This window comes from Bradyrhizobium sp. 170 (genome assembly GCF_023101085.1).
Lineage (GTDB): Bacteria > Pseudomonadota > Alphaproteobacteria > Rhizobiales > Xanthobacteraceae > Bradyrhizobium.
Map to the genome: position 1 here is coordinate 2,798,869 of NZ_CP064703.1, position 18,281 is coordinate 2,817,149.

Here is an 18,281-nt window from a genome sequence, read left to right on the forward strand (position 1 = left end):
TAGATGGTGCAAGTCCATCACGATGAAGGAGTAGCGAACCGCATCGACCCCGAGTCATGCGCAGATACCCGTGAGGGTATTGGCGAAGCGTTGACAGGGGAGCGCATAGGCCAGCCATTGAGCCGCGAAAGTACCCTCATCCTGGGTGCCGACGTCGTTCCGGTGACGGAAGGCAACACGGATGGGCGCGATAACGCGAGCGCCCAGACGGCCCGGCGTGGTCTTAGACACCGGCATGTGCGCACGCTCTTTGCTCGGGAACCGGGAGATCTCATGGTCGGCCAGCGCCAGCATGCGTGCTGCACTGGTCCGCGTCGGGAAGGCGAGGAGCCATAGCCGACGATGTACGATCATGAGAAGTCTGACCCCGCCATAGTAGCTGTGAAGCCGACGAACAAAGCCGGGCAACCGGCTGCGGAGTTAGTGGAGCCAAGGGCGGGGGCCGAGGGGAATGTGAGTCAGCAAAGCACGGGCCGGGCACAGTACCGGGGAACCGTGTCACAGGCGCTGGCGCGCATACGGCAAGCTGCAAGGCAAAGGAAGAAGGAGAAGTTCACCGCGCTCTTCCATCACGTCAGTATTGATCACCTCGCAGAGGCATTCTCTGAACTCAAGGAGAATGCTGCAGCTGGAGTGGACGGGCTGACATGTCGGGACTACGAGCAGCACCTTGAGCGCAATCTTGAGGACCTGCATGCTCGCGTCCATCGGGGAGCGTATCGGGCACTACCGTCGCGGCGGGTTTACATACCCAAGCCGGATGGTCGGCAACGCCCGATCGCGGTCGCCGCCCTTGAGGACAAGATCGTCCAGAGGGCCACGGCTGCGGTGCTGAGCGCGATCTACGAGGAAGACTTCCTCGGGTTCTCGTATGGGTTCCGACCCGGACGCAGCACGCACGATGCGATGGATGCGCTCATGGTCGGGATCACCAGCACAAGGGTGAACTGGATACTGGACGCCGACATCCGCTCGTTCTTCGACACAGTGAGCCAGGAGTGGCTCATCAAGTTTGTGGAACATCGCGTCGGCGACCGACGCATCATCCGCCTGATCCAGAAATGGCTCAAGGCAGGCGTCCTGGAAGACGGGATCGTGACGGTCAGTGACAAGGGGACCGGGCAGGGATCGGTGATCTCACCGCTTCTGGCCAATCTCTACTTGCACTACGCTTTCGACCTCTGGGCCGAGCGCTGGCGACGGCGTGAGGCTGCGGGCAATATGATCATCGTGCGCTACGCCGACGACCTCATTGTTGGCTTTGAGCACGAGACCGACGCCCGTCGCTTCCTCGACGAGATGCGTAAGCGGTTACAGGAGTTTGCACTGTCGCTTCATTCGGAGAAGACCCGGCTGATCGAGTTTGGACGCTTCGCGGTGGAAAACCGCAAGCGGCGCGGGCTCGGCAAACCGGAGACCTTCACCTTCCTGGGCTTCACCTTTATCTGCAGCAAAACTCGTCGGGGCAAATTCCAAATCAAACGGAAGTCCCGGCGGGATCGCATGCAGGCAAAGTTGCAAGCCATCAAACAGGAACTGCGACGGCGCATGCATCAGCCGATTCCCCAGCAGGGAAGATGGTTGCAGCAGGTCGTCACCGGCTACTTCAACTACCACGCGGTGCCGACAAACAGTTCGACACTGACCGCGTTCCTATTCCACGTCACCAATCTATGGCGGCGCACGCTACGGCAGCGGAGCCAGAAAGACTGGACGACCTGGGAGCGGATCAAGCGGTTGGCCGACGACTGGCTCCCGAAACCGCGAATCCTTCATCCGTGGCCAGCGAGTCGCTTCGCCGTTAGACACCCAAGGTGGGAGCCGTATGCCCGAATTGGGCCCGTACGGATCTGTGCGGGGGGCGCGAGGTAACTCGCGTCCCTACCGCGAAAGTGGCCGACCGGCCGCCAAGACGACGCTTTTGACTCAAGGCCGACATGGCAGACTTACGCTGCCATTTTCACAAAGGCGCGCGCTCATTCTTGCCCCCGCCAATTTAGTGGGCCATGATCCGCACCTATACTGAATGCAAATTTGAGGGGCATCCAATGACAAAGGAGCTCGCGTACCACGACGAGGCCGCAGTTGGGTATGATCGCGCGTTTGCACATGTATCACGCCATTTTTTGCCGTTCCTCCTGAGTGCCGCGCGTGTTGCGTCTGGCATGAAGGTACTCGACATCGCAACGGGTACGGGACTGGCCGCGGCAGAATCCTTGCTCGTAGTCGGACCAACGGGGCACGTCGTCGCGGCCGACGTATCGGAAGCCATGGTTGGACAGGCGCGGCAGCGCCTGAGCGCAGCGGCAAATGTCACCTTCGCGGTGGAGGACGGCCAATCTCTCTCGTTTGCCGATAGCAGCTTCGATACTTTGACTTGCAGTCTCGGGCTAATGTTCTTCCCTGATCCCTCGCGCGGATTGTCGGAGTTCTTGCGTGTCCTTCGGCCGGGCGGACGCGCAGCAGCTTCCGTTGCCACGGTGCCGGAACGAACCTACAACGGCAGGATCAACATCGCTATTGCCAAGCACTTGCCAGCGATCAGCGAGGCAACGGCAAGGACGTTTTCATTGGGTGACTCCGTTCGACTGCGACAGTTGCTCGAGAAGGCCGGATTCCAAAATATCGAAATAACGACGCAGGCGCACCGATTCAAAATGCCTTCTTTCGATGCCTACTTTGGCCCGTTTGAACGCGGCGGCGGCTCGACTGGACAAGCCTACCTGACACTCCCTCAATCGGTGCGCGATATTGTTCGCGAGGAAGTGCAACGCAATCTCGGAGGTACAGGCGGGCCCGTAGAAATCGAAGTTGAGTATCAGTTCGCAAGCGGCCAACGCCCTCTGACGTAGTGTCTCCTGTTGTGCACCTTTGAGACATGCCGGCGGACACTGAGAATGTCTGTTCATCGGGGTAGACCGGAAGTCATCGGCGCACAGCCAGAACGACGCGATTGACCCATCTCCGACCTCAGCCCTCTGGCACCCCGGCTATGAGCACGATAAGTTGGGCATCTAGCGCGTTGGCGAGCCTCGATACGACTTCGTCCTGCATATCAAATAAGTCAGCAATGGGCTTGTCAAAGCGCTCGGCCCAAAGGTGACTGCCGGTTTCGGCGTCGACCAATTGCACGTTCACCCGGAGGCGGTTGCCACCACGTTGCACTGAGCCTTCGAGCACATAGCGAACGTTCAACTCACGTCCCAGCTTCTTTACGTCCACGGGTCTGCCCTTGAAGGTGAACGCGGTGTTGCGCGCAATCACGAACGCGCCATTGATGCGCGACAAGTCCGTAATTAGGCTTTCGGTCACGCCATCAACGAAAAAGTCTTGCTCGGGATCGCCGCCGATATTCGCGAACGGCAGCACCACGATGGAAAGGCGAGGCCCTGAAAGCGGGCTAGGCGCCGAGTCGCCGTTCTGCGCCGCCGAGCCAACCGGCTCAATTGCGGGCCTGTGCGCTTCCTGCACTGTACCAACGAAGCGGAAACCTTTGCGCGGCAATGTTTTGATTAAACGCTGCTTCTCGCCCGTGTCGCCAATTGCGCTGCGAGCGGCATTTAGGCGGGTCGTCAGCGCAGCATCTGAGACGATGCGTCCGTTCCAAACGGCGTTGATGAGGTCGTCTCTGCTTACCACGCGCTCCCTGTTGCGGATCAGGTATTCGAGCAGGTCAAAAACTTGCGGTGTGATCGACACCGCATCCGCCCCCCGATGCAGTTCGCGCCGTTCCGTATCAAATGTGTAATCCTCGAAGAGATAACGCAAGCTGCCATTCCCTCTCGGGGTCCACTCTGAAGCCCCTGGAGCACAAAGAATAAGCTGCCGGTAAGGGAAATGTAAGCCACCAGTTAAGCGCGCCAGCGCATCTTGCGGCAACTTGGCCCGGTGAACAGTCCAGACAGGACACACACCGCAATGAGCACGATCCAAGGGACCACCGAGCTGGGACCGACAACCGCAAAGCGACAGGTCTACAGTCCTCTCGAAACGTATTGGAATGCATTTCAGGAGTGGCGCAAGCGCCGGAGGCTGCAAACCGAATTGTGCCGCCTGACGGACAGCGAGCTTATGGACATTGGTATCACGCGCGGTGAGATCGACTACGTCGCCTCGAGCCACTCAATCTCACCCGATCCCCTCCGTTGGATGTCTGATATCGGCACCCTAAGATGACCGCCATAGGCACGCCGGGTTGCCGCTTTCCATTTTACGCCTCAGCGCTTGTGAGCTAAGTTCCGACGGTCATCACGAGCCGTGCGTACCTTATTCGTCCGCAAGCAGAGAGCTGGACATGCAGCCGATGAACGACATCTCTTTCGAGACAGCTCTGGGCGAGCGCGTCGAGGACATGCTCGACGCCTGCACGCGGTGCGGCAAATGTGTCGAGGTCTGTCCGAGCGTGAAACCTGCCGGCATCGCGGCCGCAAGTTCCGACGACATCATCAGCGGTGTGCTTGACATCGTGCGCAGCGGCGATGGCCCAGAGGCGTCGCGCAAATGGGCAGCGTCCTGCATGCGAAGCGGCGAGTGCATCAAGGCGTGCGACTACGGTGTCAATCCGCGCTTCCTGCTTGCCATGGCACGCCTCGCTATGGCGAAGGCCGATAGCGAGCTGCCCGACCGGCGGAGCCTGGGCGTGGAAAGGTACCGCGATCTCAGTCGCGATGTGATGGTGCTCTCGCGTTTGCAGCTCGATGGCGAGGTGCTGGAGCGGCTCGGCCAGAAATCAGCGTCAGTGTCGACACCCGTCGAGGCGCCCGACTTCGTGTTTTACACCGGCTGCAATGTGCTCAAGACGCCGCACATCGCGTTGCTTGCCCTCGATATCATGGATGCGCTCGGCATCACGTACCAGGTGATGGGCGGGCCAAGCCATTGTTGCGGCATCACGCAGCTAGGCCCCGGCGACATTGAGATGTCTGGACGTATGGGCTCGAACACGATGGAGAAGTTGTCGCACTCCAAGTCCGGCCAGGTGATCGCCTGGTGTCCTAGCTGCTACGTCCAGTTCACAGAATTGACACTGCCGACGATTGAACGACAGCGCGGCTCGCGGCCGTTCGAGATGACGCCGTTCATGCAATTTCTCGACGGCCGGCTTGCTCAGTTGAAGCCGCACTTGCAGCGACGGGTTGAAATGCGGGTCGCGCTGCACCGACATCCCGGCGTAGCAGGCGTCATGGAAGCCGCTGCTGAAATCTTGGGTGCAATCCCCGGCGTTGAACTCGTTGACCTCAAGCAGCCAGCAGTCGGCTTGCAGAGCGTCAATGTCGGCGTGCTTCCCGCGTTCAAACGCGAGTTGCAGCTTAACGAGCTCCAAGCGGCGTGCGACGCGGGCGTTGATGCACTGGTTGCGGTCTATCATTCCGATCATCGCGAACTGTGCGCTCACGAACGCGACTGGCCATTCCGTATAATTAACATCCTCGAAGTGGTCGGCGAGAGTATGGGGCTCCATCAGCACGATCGTTACAAGCAGCTCAAGATCATGCAGGATGCTGACCAGATCGTGTCCGAATGCAGCGACCTGATCGCGCAGCATGCGCTGGACGTCGGAAAGGCTCGCGACGTCGTTGTTAAAGCGATGCTCGGCGACCAACCTCTTCCCCTGAATCGTGGGTCACGCCCGGTGGAGCAAGGCGCGAGCGACGTGGCGTCGGCGTAGCTGCCTGACGTGGCACATCGCGTCATTTCGCTGCAATGCGTAATTTGGTCGCCATCCGGGCATAGCGAACATGGCCGGGCTTGCTGGAGGCCCGACCCCGTCGCGAATGACCCTGGCTGTGTGAAAACGCTGCGCTTGATGTGATTCGCGCGATATGATTCCCGCACGATTTGCGGGGGGCTCGGATGAAGCGCTTCGTTGAGGGTGCGGATCGTGGGCAGAGCACGCTGTTTCCTGAATGCGTGGAGGACTGGATCGACGCGGATAATCCAGTTCGCGTCATCGACGTCCTCGTCGACGACCTCGATCTGGCCGGACTCGGGTTTGGCGGGGTAGATCCCGAGTCAACCGGCCGGCCGTCGTACCATCCCTCGATTCTCCTCAAGCTTTACATTTACGGCTATCTAAACCGGGTTCAGTCCAGCCGGCGGCTGGAACGAGAGGCCGGGCGCAATGTCGAGGTGATGTGGCTGCTGGGTCGGCTCGCTCCCGATCACAAAACGATTGCGGACTTCCGCAAGGATAACGGCCTGGCACTACGCAAGGTATGTGCGCGCTTCGTCGAACTTTGTCGTCAGATGGGTCTTCTCACGACGGCGAGCGTCGCCATCGATGGCAGCAAGTTCAAGGCTGTGAACAACCGCGACAAGAACTTCACGCGGGCGAAGGTGGAACGGCGGCGTGCCCAGCTGGAGGAGAGCGTCGCGCGCTATCTGAGCCAACTTGACACGGCCGACCGGCAGGAGCCGACGGAGGCGCTGGCCGCGAAGGTAACAAGGCTTACCAAGAAGCTGGCGAAGCTGAAGGAGGAAATGGGCAAGCTTACCGTTTACGAAAAGCAGATGCTCGCTTCGCCTGACCAGCAAATCTCCTTGACCGATCCCGACAGCCGTTCGATGGCGACGAGCGGCCGCGGTTCCGGCGTCGTCGGCTACAACGTGCAGGTCGCCGTCGATACCGAGCATCATCTGATTGTGGCGCATGAGGTAACGAACAGCGGCTCAGATCGGGCGCAACTTGCCAATGGCCAAGCAGGCGAAGGGGGTTCTCAAGACCGAGACGCTCGAGGCCGTGGCCGATCGCGGCTACTTCAGCAGCACGGAGATCCTCGCGTGCCACGAGGCCGGCATCACGGTAACTCTGCCCAAGCCGCAGACGTCGGGCGCCAAATCGGAGGGGCGCTTCGGTAAGCAGGACTTTGCGTATTTGCCAGAGGAGGACGCCTATCGCTGTCCAGCTGGGGAGCGATTGCCGTATCGCTATACGAACGAAGAAGACGGCAAGATGCTACGGCGTTACTGGACCACAGCCTGTCAAAATTGTTCGCTCAAATCGCAATGCACGACCGGGCCAGAGCGGCGGATTACGCGATGGGAGCATGAGCATCTGCTCGAGGCTGTGCAGCAGCGCCTCGATGCAAACCCACAAGCCATGCGCCAGCGTCGCGAGACGGTCGAGCATCCGTTCGGCACGATGAAAGCCCGCATGGGGGCGACACACTTCCTCACCAAAACGCTCCCAAAGGTAGCCGCCGAGATGGCTCTCTCGGTCCTGGCCTATAATCTGACACGGGTCATGAACATCGTCGGGACCAAGCCGCTGATGGCTGCGATCGCGGCCTGAGACCGAGCCGGTCCTGGCTTCTCACCGACTCCCTCGGAAGGGAGTTTTTACACGGCCAAGACCCTGAGCGGACATTCGCACATCCCCTGACGGGGCGATGTCTCCGCTACGGTAGGCCGTTAGCATGCCAGCGGGACAAGACCACGTCAAACCAACTTGATTTGCTTTGCAAACGCGCCGTTCCCGGGCGATTTGGCGTCGTCTCAACGAACGAGGGGGTATTCATGGCCAATCCTACACCGACGAATGCCGCTGATGACACCGATCCGGAGCGGGTGGCTCCGGATATCACGAACACTACACCGGAAAACCAGGCGCCGACCTTCCGCAACCAGGACCAGGTCTGGCCGCACCGCGTCATCCGGCGCGGCGACGCAGTGCGGCCACTGCCACCGCACGCCCGTTCGCTCGCGGACCTGACGTTCGAGGTGGGCGGGGTGTGCGTCGGCCTCAGCGACTACATGGCCCGCCGCCGCACGGCCGGGCTGCTGATCCTCAAGCGCGGCGAGATTGCGCTGGAACGTTACGGCATGGGCAACGGCCCGGAGAGCCGGTGGGCCAGCATGTCGACCGCGAAGTCGATCACCGCGACGCTCGTCGGGGCTGCGCTCCACGATGGCGCGATCGGCAGCCTTGACGATCGCTGCGAGCAATACCTGCCGCGGATGCGCGGCTCGGCTTACGAGGGCGTCACGATTCGTAATCTCCTGCGGATGTGCTCCGGTGTGGCCTGGCGCGAGGAAAACGATGCAGACGGACGCTCAGAGGACTATCGCCTCGGCAAGGCCATGGTGAGCCGACGGCCAGGCTCCGTCCTGGACCTGCTATGCAAACTGCCGCGCGCTCATCCGCAGGGCGTCGTCTTCAACTACTCGACCGGCGAGAGCTGCCTGATTGGCGCGCTGGTCGCGGCCGCTACGGGCCAGCCCCTGGCCGACTACTGCGCTGAGACGATCTGGGGACCTGCCGGCATGGAGGCAGACGGGCACTGGCAACTCGAGTCCGAGGGCGGCCTGGAACTGGGCGGGCTTGGCGTCAGCGCGCGCCTGCGCGACTTCGGCCGCTTTGGTCAACTGGTGCTGGAGGACGGCGAAGCGTTCAACGGCCGACGCGTCCTGCCGCCCGGCTGGCGCGATCTCGCCGGACAGCCCGACAGCGCGCCCACTGGCTTCGGTCAGCTGATGCCTGGTTTGCCGGCGGGATATGGCTACCACTGGTGGGTGGCGCCGCACTTGCCGGGAGGCGTCAACAACGGCGCCTTTTCGGCGAATGGCGCCTACGGCCAGATCATCTTCGTCAATCCGGCCGAGCAGGTGGTCATCGCCATCTTGAGCGCGTGGCGTCAGTCTCAGGACAACGACGCCGCGGTCGAAATCGTCGCTATGATCAGAGCTGCGGTGCGCGCGCTGCGAACGGAGCCAGCGTCGTAGGCCCCGGCGCGGCGACATCCCTCGCCACTCTAGCCGACGGTGGAAACATCACCCCGCGGCGCCGGACCATGGGGAGTCGACCATGGTGGACAAGCAGACAATAAGAGCCGCCTATAGGCTGCGCTGCACGACGCTATTGGCCGATGTCCGGATGGCACCTTTGAGACATGGCTGACGGGCTCCTGGATTGTCCGGTTGTTAGGGAAGATCGGAAGTGACCGGCGCACCGTCAAGGCGACGCGAATGACCCATCTCGGAAGTCGGGCGGCCAAGTTTGCTGCGCTGTGATAAAGTCACTTCCGGTAAGCTGGCCTCACCGGCTCCAAAGGAGATATGTCCATCATGCTGGACCGCATTCTCGATGCAGCAACCGACAACCTCAGGTTCGCGAAGATTCTGGTCCAAATGGGTCTCGATCCGAACAACGTGACCTGGGACGCCATCTTCAACCGCCTGCTGGAAATCTTTCTGCACAACATCACGCTTGCCAATATGTTCGCCCTGGTCGGCGCGATCTTCTTTGTCGCTACATTGCTGACGCACACGATGGTGCCGCTACGGGTCGCGAACATGATCGGTTGCGCATTCTTCGCCATCTTCGGTGCGCTCACCGGAGCCGTCACGATCTTTCTTCTTTATCTCCTGATGATTCCCATCAATGCCTACCGTCTCCGTCAAATGCTCGCGCTGGTGAAGAAGGCGCGCACCGCAACACAGGGCGACATGTCGATGGAGTGGCTCAAGCCGTTCATGACCGACCGCAAGTATCGCAAGGGCGATATCTTGATGAAGAAGGGTGACGCAGCCAACGAAATGCTGCTGACCGTTACCGGCAAATTCCGGGTCATCGAAATCAACGTCGAACTTCCGCCGGGGCGTTTGATGGGCGAGCTTGGTTTCCTCACGCTCGACAACCGCCGGACCGCGACGATCGAATGTTTCGAGGATGGCCGCGTCCTGACTATCAGCTATGAAAAGCTGCTCGAGATCTACTTCCAAAACCCGCAGTTCGGCTATTACTTCCTTGTCTTGACCAGCCAGCGCCTGCTGGAAAATCTCGCGCGGGCCGAAGCCATCATCGCGCAGAACAAGATCGCGCCGCAGACGCCTTTCGCCAACTGACAGCGGTCCGAGGAGATTGATCCCGGCCGTCGCCTGCTCCGCCGCCGTCCTAATTCCCACTGGCTTCGCGCGCACGGCGCAGAACTCGAATTCGGGGATCTTTCCAAACGGATCGAGCGCCAGATTGGTGAGCAGATTGGCAACAGTCCTCCCGCTCATCCTTCGCTTGGCAGGGCTTGAAGTACCGATCATTGCACGCTGCCTGCGGCCATCGCCTCTAAAGCGAAGCCGAAAACAAGAGCGTCTTGCTGCAGTGCCTGAGTCCGCTTGTGGCACCCTTGAGACATGCCCGCCTGACCTAAGAATGTCCGTTCACCGGGGTAGACCGGAAGTCGCCGGTATCCGGCCAAACCGGCGCGATTGACCCTGGCTGTGTGAAAACGTCGCTGCTTTGCTATGATTCTCTCGTGATTCTGCGGGGGAAGCTGATGCGGCGCTTCGTTGAGCAGGCGGATCGTGGGCAGTGGACGCTATTGCCCGAATGCCTTGATGATTTCATTGACGAGAGCAACCCTGTTCGCGTGATCGACGTGTTTGTCGATACGCTCGATTTGGCTGAGATGAGCTTTGAGGGAGTGGAACCTGCGGCGACTGGTCGGCCATCGTACCACCCCTCGGTTCTCCTCAAGCTTTATATCTACGGCTATCTGAACCGGGTGCAGTCGAGCCGGCGGCTCGAACGCGAGGCCGGACGCAATGTCGAGGTCATGTGGCTGCTGGGTCGACTCGCACCTGATCACAAGACGATCGCGGACTTCCGCAAAGACAACGGCCTGGCGCTGCGCAGGGTATGTGCGCGCTTCGTCGAACTCTGCCGCGAGATGGGCCTCCTCGCGACGGCGAGCGTTGCCATCGATGGCAGCAAGTTCAAGGCCGTGAACAACCGGGACAAGAACTTCACGCGGGCGAAGGTGGAACGGCGGCGTGCCCAACTGGAGGAGAGCGTCGCCCGCTATCTGAGCCAACTTGACACGGCCGACCGGCAAGAGCCGACGGAGGCATTGGCCGCGAAGGTGACGAGGCTTACCGAGAAACTGACGAAGCTGAAGGAGGAAATGAGCAAGCTTGCCGTTTACGAGAAGCAGATGCTTGCTTCGCCTGACCAGCAAATCTCGCTGACCGATCCCGACAGCCGTTCGATGGCGACGAGCGGGCGTGGTTCCGGCGTCGTCGGCTACAACGTGCAGGTCGCGGTGGACACCAAGCACCACCTGATTGTGACGCATGAGGTAACGAACAGCGGCTCAGATCGGGCTCAATTGGCCAATATGGCCAAGCAGGCGAAGGCTGTTCTCCAGACCGAGACGCTCGAGGCTGTTGCCGATCGCGGCTACTTCAGCAGCTTGGAGATCCTCGCATGTCACCAGGCCGGCATCACGGTAACTCTGCCCAAGCCGCAGACGTCGGGTGCCAAGTCAGATGGCCGCTTCGGCAAGCAGGACTTTGTCTATTTGGCAGAGGAGGACGCCTATCGCTGTCCAGCCGGGGAGCAACTGCCATATCGCTTTACGAGCGAGGAGGACGGCAAGCGGCTACGGCGCTACTGGACCACAGCCTGTCAAGATTGTTCGCTTAAATCGCAGTGCACGACAGGGCCAGAGCGGCGGATTCCACGATGGGAGCATGAGCATCTGCTCGAAGCTGTGCAGCAGCGCCTTGATGCAAACCCACAAGCCATGCGCCTGCGTCGCGAGACGGTCGAGCATCCGTTCGGCACGATGAAAGCCCGCATGGGAGCGACACACTTCCTCACCAAAACGCTTCCAAAGGTAGCTGCCGAGATGGCTCTCTCGGTCCTGGCCTATAATCTGACACGGGTTATGAACATCGTCGGGACCAAGCCGCTGATGGCTGCGATCGTGGCCTGAGACCCACTCGGCCTTTGCTCCCAATACCGACGTCCCTATTGCAGACGCGCGCGGCCTATTGCTGCGATCTGCGTTCAAGCAGCCGGTCGCGGACCTCCTCCGATACAAAGCGCTCCGCCCGCTGCCATGCCTCGTCATTGTCACCGCGGAACTGGAAGTACTTTCTGAACACGACGCGCTGGGCTGTTGTATCGATGGCAGCAATCCGCACAACTTGCACCAGCGTGCTTAGCTTGTGAATGATGCCGATAATCAGGGTCTGCGTGCCGGCCTGTGACGCCGCGCGCAGCCGATCGCGCAACGCCGGTCCGTCTATCGGACAATTTAGCGCGCAGGAGGAGGGCACGAGCTCAAAGCGCCGGTCTGCCGTGACGTCGTCCCGCAGCGCGGTCATGAAAGCCCGCAATCGCTTTTCATGCGCGGCCGTCTGATCGGTGGGCTCGTTCGACGTGTCGATATAATTGAAATCGTCGACGGAGACAGCCAAGGCGTGGTCGGCCGTCGCGGCGGATGCATCTGAGATGAGGCTGGATCCGAGGAACAGACTGGTGAACAGGCCGGCTGTGGTAAGAGCGTGCAACAGGGAGGCGTGGCGCATGGCGATGGCTCGATCTCCGTGGCTGAATTGCGGTGCGACTAACCCTTTCCAACCATCAATTGCTGCATTCCCTGCCGCTATCCGGCACCGTCGTTCAGACCAAGTTGCGCCGAAATATCCAAAGCGGATTTGACCAGAAGATTAGAGGTCGCCAGCGGAAAGTCAGCTTACAAGTTAGTCATTCAAGGCTGTTTGAAGTGCTCGCATTGCAAGCGCCGACCAAATACGAGCTGGTCGTCAACCTCAAGACCGCTAAAATGCTCGGCCTCGATCTTCCCGCGGCGCCGCTCGTCCGCGCAGACGAATCGATCGTCTAAGAGACGCAGTTTGCTGCAACGCATGAGTCCGCTTATGGCCCCAGCCGACGTGCCTATTTTGGCCGCCCACGTCGGCTTTCGGGTGGAGAGCTGACTAGGCGCGGATGGGTCGGCGAAGTCGCTTCTTGACCCTGAGCCGACCTGACGAAGCGGATCGTTCCGCAGCTCCATTGCCAGGCCTTCTCTTGGCCCAAGATGGATTGCAAAGACTTCATTGCATTGCTGTCGCTGGCTCAATTCGAGCGAACCATCGTGCGACTGGCTCGGCGGCCAGATCTATCGTACACTCCTTCCAGTTGAGGCTTTCGCGCTATGGCTGGAAAGCGGCGAGTTCCGGGCGGACGCAGGCTGTTGGCGATAATGGCCGCCGACGTCGCGGGCTATTCGCGGCTCATGCACGACGACGAGGAGGGCACGCACAGGTGTCTCACGGCGCTCCTTGACGATGTTATCGAGCCCACGGTGGCAGAGCACGGAGGCCGCATTGTCAAGAACACCGGCGACGGGTTCTTGGCCGAGTTTCCGAGCGCGGTCCAGGCAGTTCGAGCGGCCGCGTGCTTCCAACGCGCTGTTGGCGACCTACAGAAGAATGACGCGAAGGGCAAACGCCTTCTTTTTCGCGTGGGTATCAACATAGGCGATGTCATCGTCGAGCCGAACGATATCTTCGGCGACGGCGTGAATATTGCGGCTCGCCTCGAAGGTATCGCGGAGCCAGGCGGCACCTGCATCGCGTCTTCCGCCTACGATCAGGTCCGCGGCAAGGTCGATATGGCGTTCGAAGACATGGGGCCGCAGACGCTGAAAAACATCGCCGAGCCGATACGTGTCTGGCGCGCAAGGCCATCGGACTCAGAAGTCCCGAAGGACGTACCGGAGCGGCCTATATCCGCTGGCGCGGGCGGCTCGCTGGGTCGAATCCGGGGCCGTCTGAAGCTTGCTGGCGGCGCGCTCGCGTCGGTCGCAACCGTCGGAGCGGTCGGCCTCTTCGGTTATTGGAATGTTTGGAACTCCGTCCGCACTGACGTTTTGCCGGACGGACAAAAGACACAGCGAGAGGCAGCAGGCCGGCCCGATATCGCTCCTCGCTTGTCTCTAGTCGTCCTGCCCTTTGCGAACCTCAACAACGATCCGGAGCAGGACTATTTCGCCGACAGCATTACGACCGACTTAACGACAGATCTCGCGCGAATGCGCAACGCATTTGTCATCGGACGCGGGACGGCTTTTACCTATAAGAACAGGCAGGTCGATCTGAAGACTCTCGGCAAGGACCTGGGTATCCGCTGGGCCGTACAGGGCGCGGTGCGGCGCGCCGGAGATCAGGTCCGGGTCAACGTGTCGCTTACAGATGTCGAGAGTGGTCGTGACATCTGGTCCGATCGTTTCGACAGTGATCGCACGAAAGTCTCAGTCTTGCAGGACCAGATCACAGCACGGCTCGCCCGCTCGCTCAATATTGAACTTATACAAGCTGAAAGCCGCCGTAGCGAAACGGACCGATCGAAGAATCCGGATGCCGTGGACTTCGCCATGCGCGGCTGGGCAAAGTCCTATGAGCCTCGATCGAAGACGACAATTGCGCAGGCAAAGGAGCTATTCGACAATGCGCTGCGCCTCGATCCGGACAATGTCGATGCAATGATCGGGAAGGCGTGGTATCTGAGCCCCCCTATCAATTTGCTCTCCGGATGGCCTGTGTCCGTGACGGAAGACAAAAAGACGGCAACCAATCTCGTCGACAGAGCCCTTTCGAAAAGCCCGGCAAACGCAATGGCTCACGTGGTGAAGGGAGACACTCTTCGATTTGGTAACCCTGACGAGGCGCTGCATCAATACGACGCTGCGCTTGAAATCAATCCGAATTTCCCGGCCGCCTACTCAGGTAAAGGAGATGCACTAATCCTCGTCGGGCGGGCACGCGAAGCCCTATCCGTGACGCAGCTAGCCCTCCGGCTCAGCCCCAGGGATCCTTCTGCTGTCGCTTGGCGTTGGACTCTCTGCCATGCACACCTGCACCTGCACGATTATCAAGAAGCAATCGAAGAATGCAGGCGGACGACCAATATGAACAGCGCATTCTGGTTCGCCTATATAGGTCTGGCCTCGGCTTACGCAGCGACCGGGCAATTGGAGCAGGCACAGCTGAGCTTAACCGAATTGAACAAGATCCGACCAGACTTCACGATCCAATGGTATCGTGATTTCGGTTATGCACTCACGAGTAACCCGCAGTTTCGCCGTGAGTTCGACGACATTCTCGATGGACTCAGGAAGGTAGGCGTGCGGGAGCAATAGAGCTACTTGCTTAGTGGCAAGCCGCGAAGTTCCCGCTTCTGGCACATCGCGTCATTTCGCTGCGCTGCAGAACTTGGTCGCTATCCGGGCATAGCGGACTTTGGCAAGCCGTCCGCCCGGCAGATTTATAGTTTCACGGCCTAGATTGCTCGAATGCTGCGAGTGCGGACGGCCGGCTTGGTAGTCTGGGTGGTGCCGACGACGCGCTTGGGCGTCTCCCTCTTGCGAGTGATCGCCCCGGACGCCTCCTTCATGTAATCGGGATGTTGATGACCGTAGGTGTCAATCAGAACCTTCACCGACATGCCGAGATAACCAGCCGCTTCCCATGGGTCAGTGCCCAGCTGCATGAGCCAGGTCGCTGCCGTATGGCGTAGCGTGTGGGGAGTGACGTTTCCGTCCGAGAGGTCGAGCTTCGCCACCTCCACCGCCCGCGCGAAGCCGTTCTTCACCGACTTGACGCCAGCGCCCTGCCACTCAACGAAGTGGTTGGCGATGATCTTCTTGTCGTACCAGCGCCGCATGTGGACCAGCAGACGGTCCGGCAGCGGCACGGTGGGCTGACGCTTGTTCGTCGCTCGTCGGCCGATCGCCAGGCGGTGATAGCGGCCGCTCAAGAGGCACGTGACAGCTTGCCCGCAACCAATGCGTCAAGTCCGGCAGCGGGCTCTGTCGGGAAACCAGGAAAAATCAGCGGTTCTTGATCGAGATCATGCACGTTTGTACAGGTTTTGCCTGCAATCGCGCCGAAGAGCCTGCTGCTGGGTGGGGCCATGGGCGTTTAACGAATTGCGCGACGATGCAATCGTGCCGCTGATTTGCCCGACGTGTCAAAATGTTTTCGCAGGATTCGGTCAAGGCATCCATGCCAGCCACCACCTGTTACTTTGCATGGGGTTGTTTTCGATATTTTGGTTGGGAGCAGGGTGGCTTGCCGAGCCGTAGCTCGCGGGCCGAGCGGCCAGCCTTCGCCGTTGGCTTCGGCGCGGCAGCCTTCACTCGCTTCGCGAGCGAAGGCTGGTGGGCCCGGCAGGACTCGAACCTGCAACCAGACCGTTATGAGCGGTCTGGATCAGCAGAACGCCCTTGTTTTCTCGGGGTTTTTTACGTCGACAATTTGCGATCTTCTGCGTTCGTTCACGTTCATGCGGGACCCAACCGGGACCCCGACAGGACCCGAAGAACAAAGGAGAACAGTTGATTCCGTCATAAGCGATCAACCCGCCATGACTATGCGTTACCGCCAATGCTCTGAATCTACTTCCGTCTTCGGCGGCATAGCGGACATGGCTGGACTTGCTATGGCCGCGACCCGGTCGCGATTGACCCAACTCGGAAACTATTTAGGGCTGCAAAACACGTCTGATCATGGAGGGTAGACGACGCCTCGCGGGTCGATAAAGCGGTTTGAGACAAAGTACTCGATCTGGTCTCGCGCGATACCGATATCGTGCAGCTCTCGGTCACTCAAGTCGTACAGATTGGCCCTTAGCTTCTCGCGTTCGCGCCACTCCAAAAGCGCAGCCCAATAGTTCCTGAACGTGGTCAAGCCAAACCGTACGGGCGCGATCGTCTTCTTCCACCCAATTTCATTGTAGGTCGTCATTGAGACATCCCTCGGGGTTGCTTCGTTTGAACAACCTGCCGGGATATCGGAAGGCCTGCTTGGCAAGTGGCTTACATTTTCCTTACCAGCGGCTTATTTTTTCGGGCCATACCGTGCTACAGCTCGTCACAGAGCAGCCGGGGGAATATTGCCTTGCGGTATCTATTTGAAGAGTTTGTATTCGACGCCGAGCGGCGCGAGCTACATCGCGGGCCTGAGATCGTGCGTACAACGCCACAGGTGTTCGATCTGCTCGACTATTTGATCCGCAACAGAGTGCGCGTGGTCAGTAAGGACGATCTCGTCAATGCAATCTGGAAGGGGCGAATTATATCCGATGCGGCGCTGACCACTCGGTTGAACGCTGCCCGAAGCGTGATCGGCGATTCCGGCGAAGAACAGCGTCTTATCAAAACGCTGCCGCGAAAGGGTTATCGTTTCATCGGCACAGTCCGCGAGTCAGATCAGCCTTCGCGGGTCGAGGCGACTTCAGATGAGCAAGTGGATCATCCGTCCACACTCGCACTCGCGCTGCCCGACAGACCCTCAGTCGCCGTTCTACCATTTACCATTTTGAGCTCAGATCCAGATCAGGAGTATTTTGCTGACGGGGTGGTGGAGGAAATCATAACCGCATTGTCGCGCTTTAAGTCGCTGTTTGTGATCGCGCGGAATTCGAGCTTCGCGTACAAGGGCAAGGCAGTAGACATTAAGCAGGTGGGGCGCGAACTTGGCGTACGCTACGTGTTGGAAGGAAGCGTTCGCAGAGCGGCTGATCGGGTGCGGATTGCGGGACAGCTCGTTGAGGCCGCCACTGGAGCACAGCTTTGGGCGAACCGGTTTGATGGCGCGCTTGGCGATATCTTCGATCTGCAAGAGCAGGTCACCGAGAGCGTTGTCGGTGCGATGGCGCCTGCGGTGGAAAGAGCAGAGATCGAGCGTGCGAAACGCAAGCCGACCGCAAGTCTAGACGCTTACACTCTCTATTTGCGCGGTTTGGCCGCGCTTTATCTGTTTACTAGCCGGCAGGCGAATGACGAGGCGTTGCAGCTCTTCAGCAATGCGATAGAACTCGACCCGGAGTTTGCCTCCGCCTACGGTCGCGCTGCCTCTTGCTACGTAAATGCAAAGACGAACGGTTGGAGTGCAAACACATCGGATGAAATCGACGAGGTGACGAGGCTCGCTCAGCGAGCGCTTGACCTGGGCAAAGATGACGCAGTCGCACTCTGTCGCAGCGGATGGGCGTTAGCCTTTGTTGTTCGCGATCTCGAGAGAGGTGCGGCGTTGATTGATCGCGCGCTTATGTTCAATGCCAATTTGGCTGAGGCGTGGGCTTACGGAGGATATGTAAAATTATGGCTCGGGGAGCCAGAGCTGGCGGTCGAGCGGTTCGCCCATGCTATGCGTCTAAGCCCACTCGATCCGCGGACTAGCATGATGCGAGCCGGGACGGCGTATGCCCATTTTTTCCAGGGCCGCTATGACCAGGCGGCATCGTGGGGAGCGATGGCCTTGCAAGATAATCCAGACTATCAAGCTGGGTTGCGTATCAATGCCGCAAGCAATGCGATGGCAAACCGATCGGAGGAGGCGCACAAGGCGTTGGCCCGGCTGCGAGAGCAAAATCCCAGTCTATGCGTTTCCAATCTCAAGGACGTGCTTGGCCCCTATCGGCGCCCCGAAGATCTTTCACGACTTGAGGAGGCGCTGCGGCGAGTCGGGCTGCCCGAATAGCGTGGTCGTCAGGG

The 18,281-nt window shown here is 59.9% G+C and carries 14 protein-coding genes and 2 pseudogenes; 11 read left to right on the forward strand and 5 right to left on the reverse strand.

All coding sequences use genetic code 11. The annotated features are described in order from the left end of the window. Positions 1-54: 54 nt before the first annotated feature. On the reverse strand, positions 55-294 hold the full coding sequence (locus tag IVB05_RS13135) for a hypothetical protein (protein ID WP_187436064.1): 240 nt from the start codon (positions 292-294) through the stop codon (positions 55-57). 48 nt (positions 295-342) lie between these two features. Here IVB05_RS13135 and ltrA point away from each other — a divergent pair, with 48 nt between their 5' ends. After that, positions 343-1,872: a group II intron reverse transcriptase/maturase gene (ltrA, locus tag IVB05_RS13140; RefSeq protein ID WP_247784796.1), complete on the forward strand. Its 1,530-nt coding sequence runs from the start codon at positions 343-345 to the stop codon at positions 1,870-1,872. Between the two features lie 176 nt (positions 1,873-2,048). Further along, the gene (locus tag IVB05_RS13145; protein ID WP_247784797.1) at positions 2,049-2,852 is read left to right on the forward strand and encodes a class I SAM-dependent methyltransferase; all 804 of its coding nucleotides are present in this window, start codon (positions 2,049-2,051) and stop codon (positions 2,850-2,852) included. Positions 2,853-3,000: 148 nt separating this feature from the next. Here the strand turns inward: IVB05_RS13145 and IVB05_RS13150 are convergent. Further along, positions 3,001-3,768: pseudogene (locus IVB05_RS13150) on the reverse strand (winged helix-turn-helix domain-containing protein); the annotation flags it as partial. 150 nt (positions 3,769-3,918) lie between these two features. On the opposite strand from IVB05_RS13150, the gene IVB05_RS13155 reads away from it, so the two are divergent. The 6 genes and pseudogenes from IVB05_RS13155 (at position 3,919) to IVB05_RS13180 (ending at position 11,711) form a co-directional block, all read left to right on the forward strand. Then, a complete protein-coding gene (locus tag IVB05_RS13155) occupies positions 3,919-4,176 on the forward strand; it encodes a DUF1127 domain-containing protein (RefSeq protein ID WP_247784798.1) in 258 nt (85 codons plus the stop codon). Between the two features lie 118 nt (positions 4,177-4,294). Beyond that, positions 4,295-5,668: a (Fe-S)-binding protein gene (locus tag IVB05_RS13160; protein WP_247784799.1), complete on the forward strand. Its 1,374-nt coding sequence runs from the start codon at positions 4,295-4,297 to the stop codon at positions 5,666-5,668. A gap of 185 nt (positions 5,669-5,853) precedes the next feature. Beyond that, positions 5,854-7,291: pseudogene (locus tag IVB05_RS13165) on the forward strand (IS1182 family transposase). Between the two features lie 224 nt (positions 7,292-7,515). Continuing rightward, positions 7,516-8,721 carry a serine hydrolase gene (locus tag IVB05_RS13170; protein WP_247784800.1) on the forward strand — a complete coding sequence of 402 codons (1,206 nt, stop codon included), beginning with the start codon at positions 7,516-7,518 and terminating at the stop codon, positions 8,719-8,721. Positions 8,722-9,063: 342 nt separating this feature from the next. Further along, the gene (locus tag IVB05_RS13175) at positions 9,064-9,843 is read left to right on the forward strand and encodes a cyclic nucleotide-binding domain-containing protein (protein WP_247784801.1); all 780 of its coding nucleotides are present in this window, start codon (positions 9,064-9,066) and stop codon (positions 9,841-9,843) included. Positions 9,844-10,271: 428 nt separating this feature from the next. Further along, complete coding sequence (locus IVB05_RS13180) at positions 10,272-11,711, forward strand: IS1182 family transposase (RefSeq protein ID WP_247784802.1); 1,440 nt, start codon at positions 10,272-10,274, stop codon at positions 11,709-11,711. A gap of 55 nt (positions 11,712-11,766) precedes the next feature. Here the strand turns inward: IVB05_RS13180 and IVB05_RS13185 are convergent, their stop codons facing one another. Next, complete coding sequence (locus tag IVB05_RS13185) at positions 11,767-12,309, reverse strand: DUF2380 domain-containing protein (RefSeq protein WP_247784803.1); 543 nt, start codon at positions 12,307-12,309, stop codon at positions 11,767-11,769. 32 nt (positions 12,310-12,341) lie between these two features. Between IVB05_RS13185 and IVB05_RS13190 the strand changes: the two genes are divergently transcribed. Then, positions 12,342-12,626 carry a hypothetical protein gene (locus IVB05_RS13190; protein ID WP_247784804.1) on the forward strand — a complete coding sequence of 95 codons (285 nt, stop codon included), beginning with the start codon at positions 12,342-12,344 and terminating at the stop codon, positions 12,624-12,626. Between the two features lie 360 nt (positions 12,627-12,986). Beyond that, positions 12,987-14,924: a tetratricopeptide repeat protein gene (locus tag IVB05_RS13195; RefSeq protein WP_247784805.1), complete on the forward strand. Its 1,938-nt coding sequence runs from the start codon at positions 12,987-12,989 to the stop codon at positions 14,922-14,924. 140 nt (positions 14,925-15,064) lie between these two features. On the opposite strand, the gene IVB05_RS13200 is transcribed toward IVB05_RS13195, so the two are convergent. Together IVB05_RS13200 and IVB05_RS13205 are read right to left on the reverse strand one after the other, a co-directional pair. Continuing rightward, positions 15,065-15,541 (reverse strand): tyrosine-type recombinase/integrase, encoded by a 477-nt coding sequence (locus IVB05_RS13200; protein WP_346771854.1) that lies wholly within the window; start codon positions 15,539-15,541, stop codon positions 15,065-15,067. Between the two features lie 749 nt (positions 15,542-16,290). After that, complete coding sequence (locus IVB05_RS13205; RefSeq protein WP_247784806.1) at positions 16,291-16,530, reverse strand: DUF1127 domain-containing protein; 240 nt, start codon at positions 16,528-16,530, stop codon at positions 16,291-16,293. 153 nt (positions 16,531-16,683) lie between these two features. On the opposite strand from IVB05_RS13205, the gene IVB05_RS13210 reads away from it, so the two are divergent. Next, entirely contained in the window at positions 16,684-18,267 is a 1,584-nt protein-coding gene (locus IVB05_RS13210; protein ID WP_247784807.1) for a winged helix-turn-helix domain-containing protein, read from the forward strand. The last annotated feature ends 14 nt before the right edge of the window (positions 18,268-18,281 follow it).

Bases quoted from the DNA above. Each gene is read 5' to 3' on its own strand.
- IVB05_RS13135 (WP_187436064.1), bottom strand. From the start codon at position 294: ATGCTGGCGCTGGCCGACCATGAGATCTCCCGGTTCCCGAGCAAAGAG.
- ltrA (WP_247784796.1), top strand. From the start codon at position 343: ATGTACGATCATGAGAAGTCTGACCCCGCCATAGTAGCTGTGAAGCCG.
- IVB05_RS13145 (WP_247784797.1), top strand. From the start codon at position 2,049: ATGACAAAGGAGCTCGCGTACCACGACGAGGCCGCAGTTGGGTATGAT.
- IVB05_RS13155 (WP_247784798.1), top strand. From the start codon at position 3,919: ATGAGCACGATCCAAGGGACCACCGAGCTGGGACCGACAACCGCAAAG.
- IVB05_RS13160 (WP_247784799.1), top strand. From the start codon at position 4,295: ATGCAGCCGATGAACGACATCTCTTTCGAGACAGCTCTGGGCGAGCGC.
- IVB05_RS13170 (WP_247784800.1), top strand. From the start codon at position 7,516: ATGGCCAATCCTACACCGACGAATGCCGCTGATGACACCGATCCGGAG.
- IVB05_RS13175 (WP_247784801.1), top strand. From the start codon at position 9,064: ATGCTGGACCGCATTCTCGATGCAGCAACCGACAACCTCAGGTTCGCG.
- IVB05_RS13180 (WP_247784802.1), top strand. From the start codon at position 10,272: ATGCGGCGCTTCGTTGAGCAGGCGGATCGTGGGCAGTGGACGCTATTG.
- IVB05_RS13185 (WP_247784803.1), bottom strand. From the start codon at position 12,309: ATGCGCCACGCCTCCCTGTTGCACGCTCTTACCACAGCCGGCCTGTTC.
- IVB05_RS13195 (WP_247784805.1), top strand. From the start codon at position 12,987: ATGGCCGCCGACGTCGCGGGCTATTCGCGGCTCATGCACGACGACGAG.
- IVB05_RS13205 (WP_247784806.1), bottom strand. From the start codon at position 16,530: ATGACGACCTACAATGAAATTGGGTGGAAGAAGACGATCGCGCCCGTA.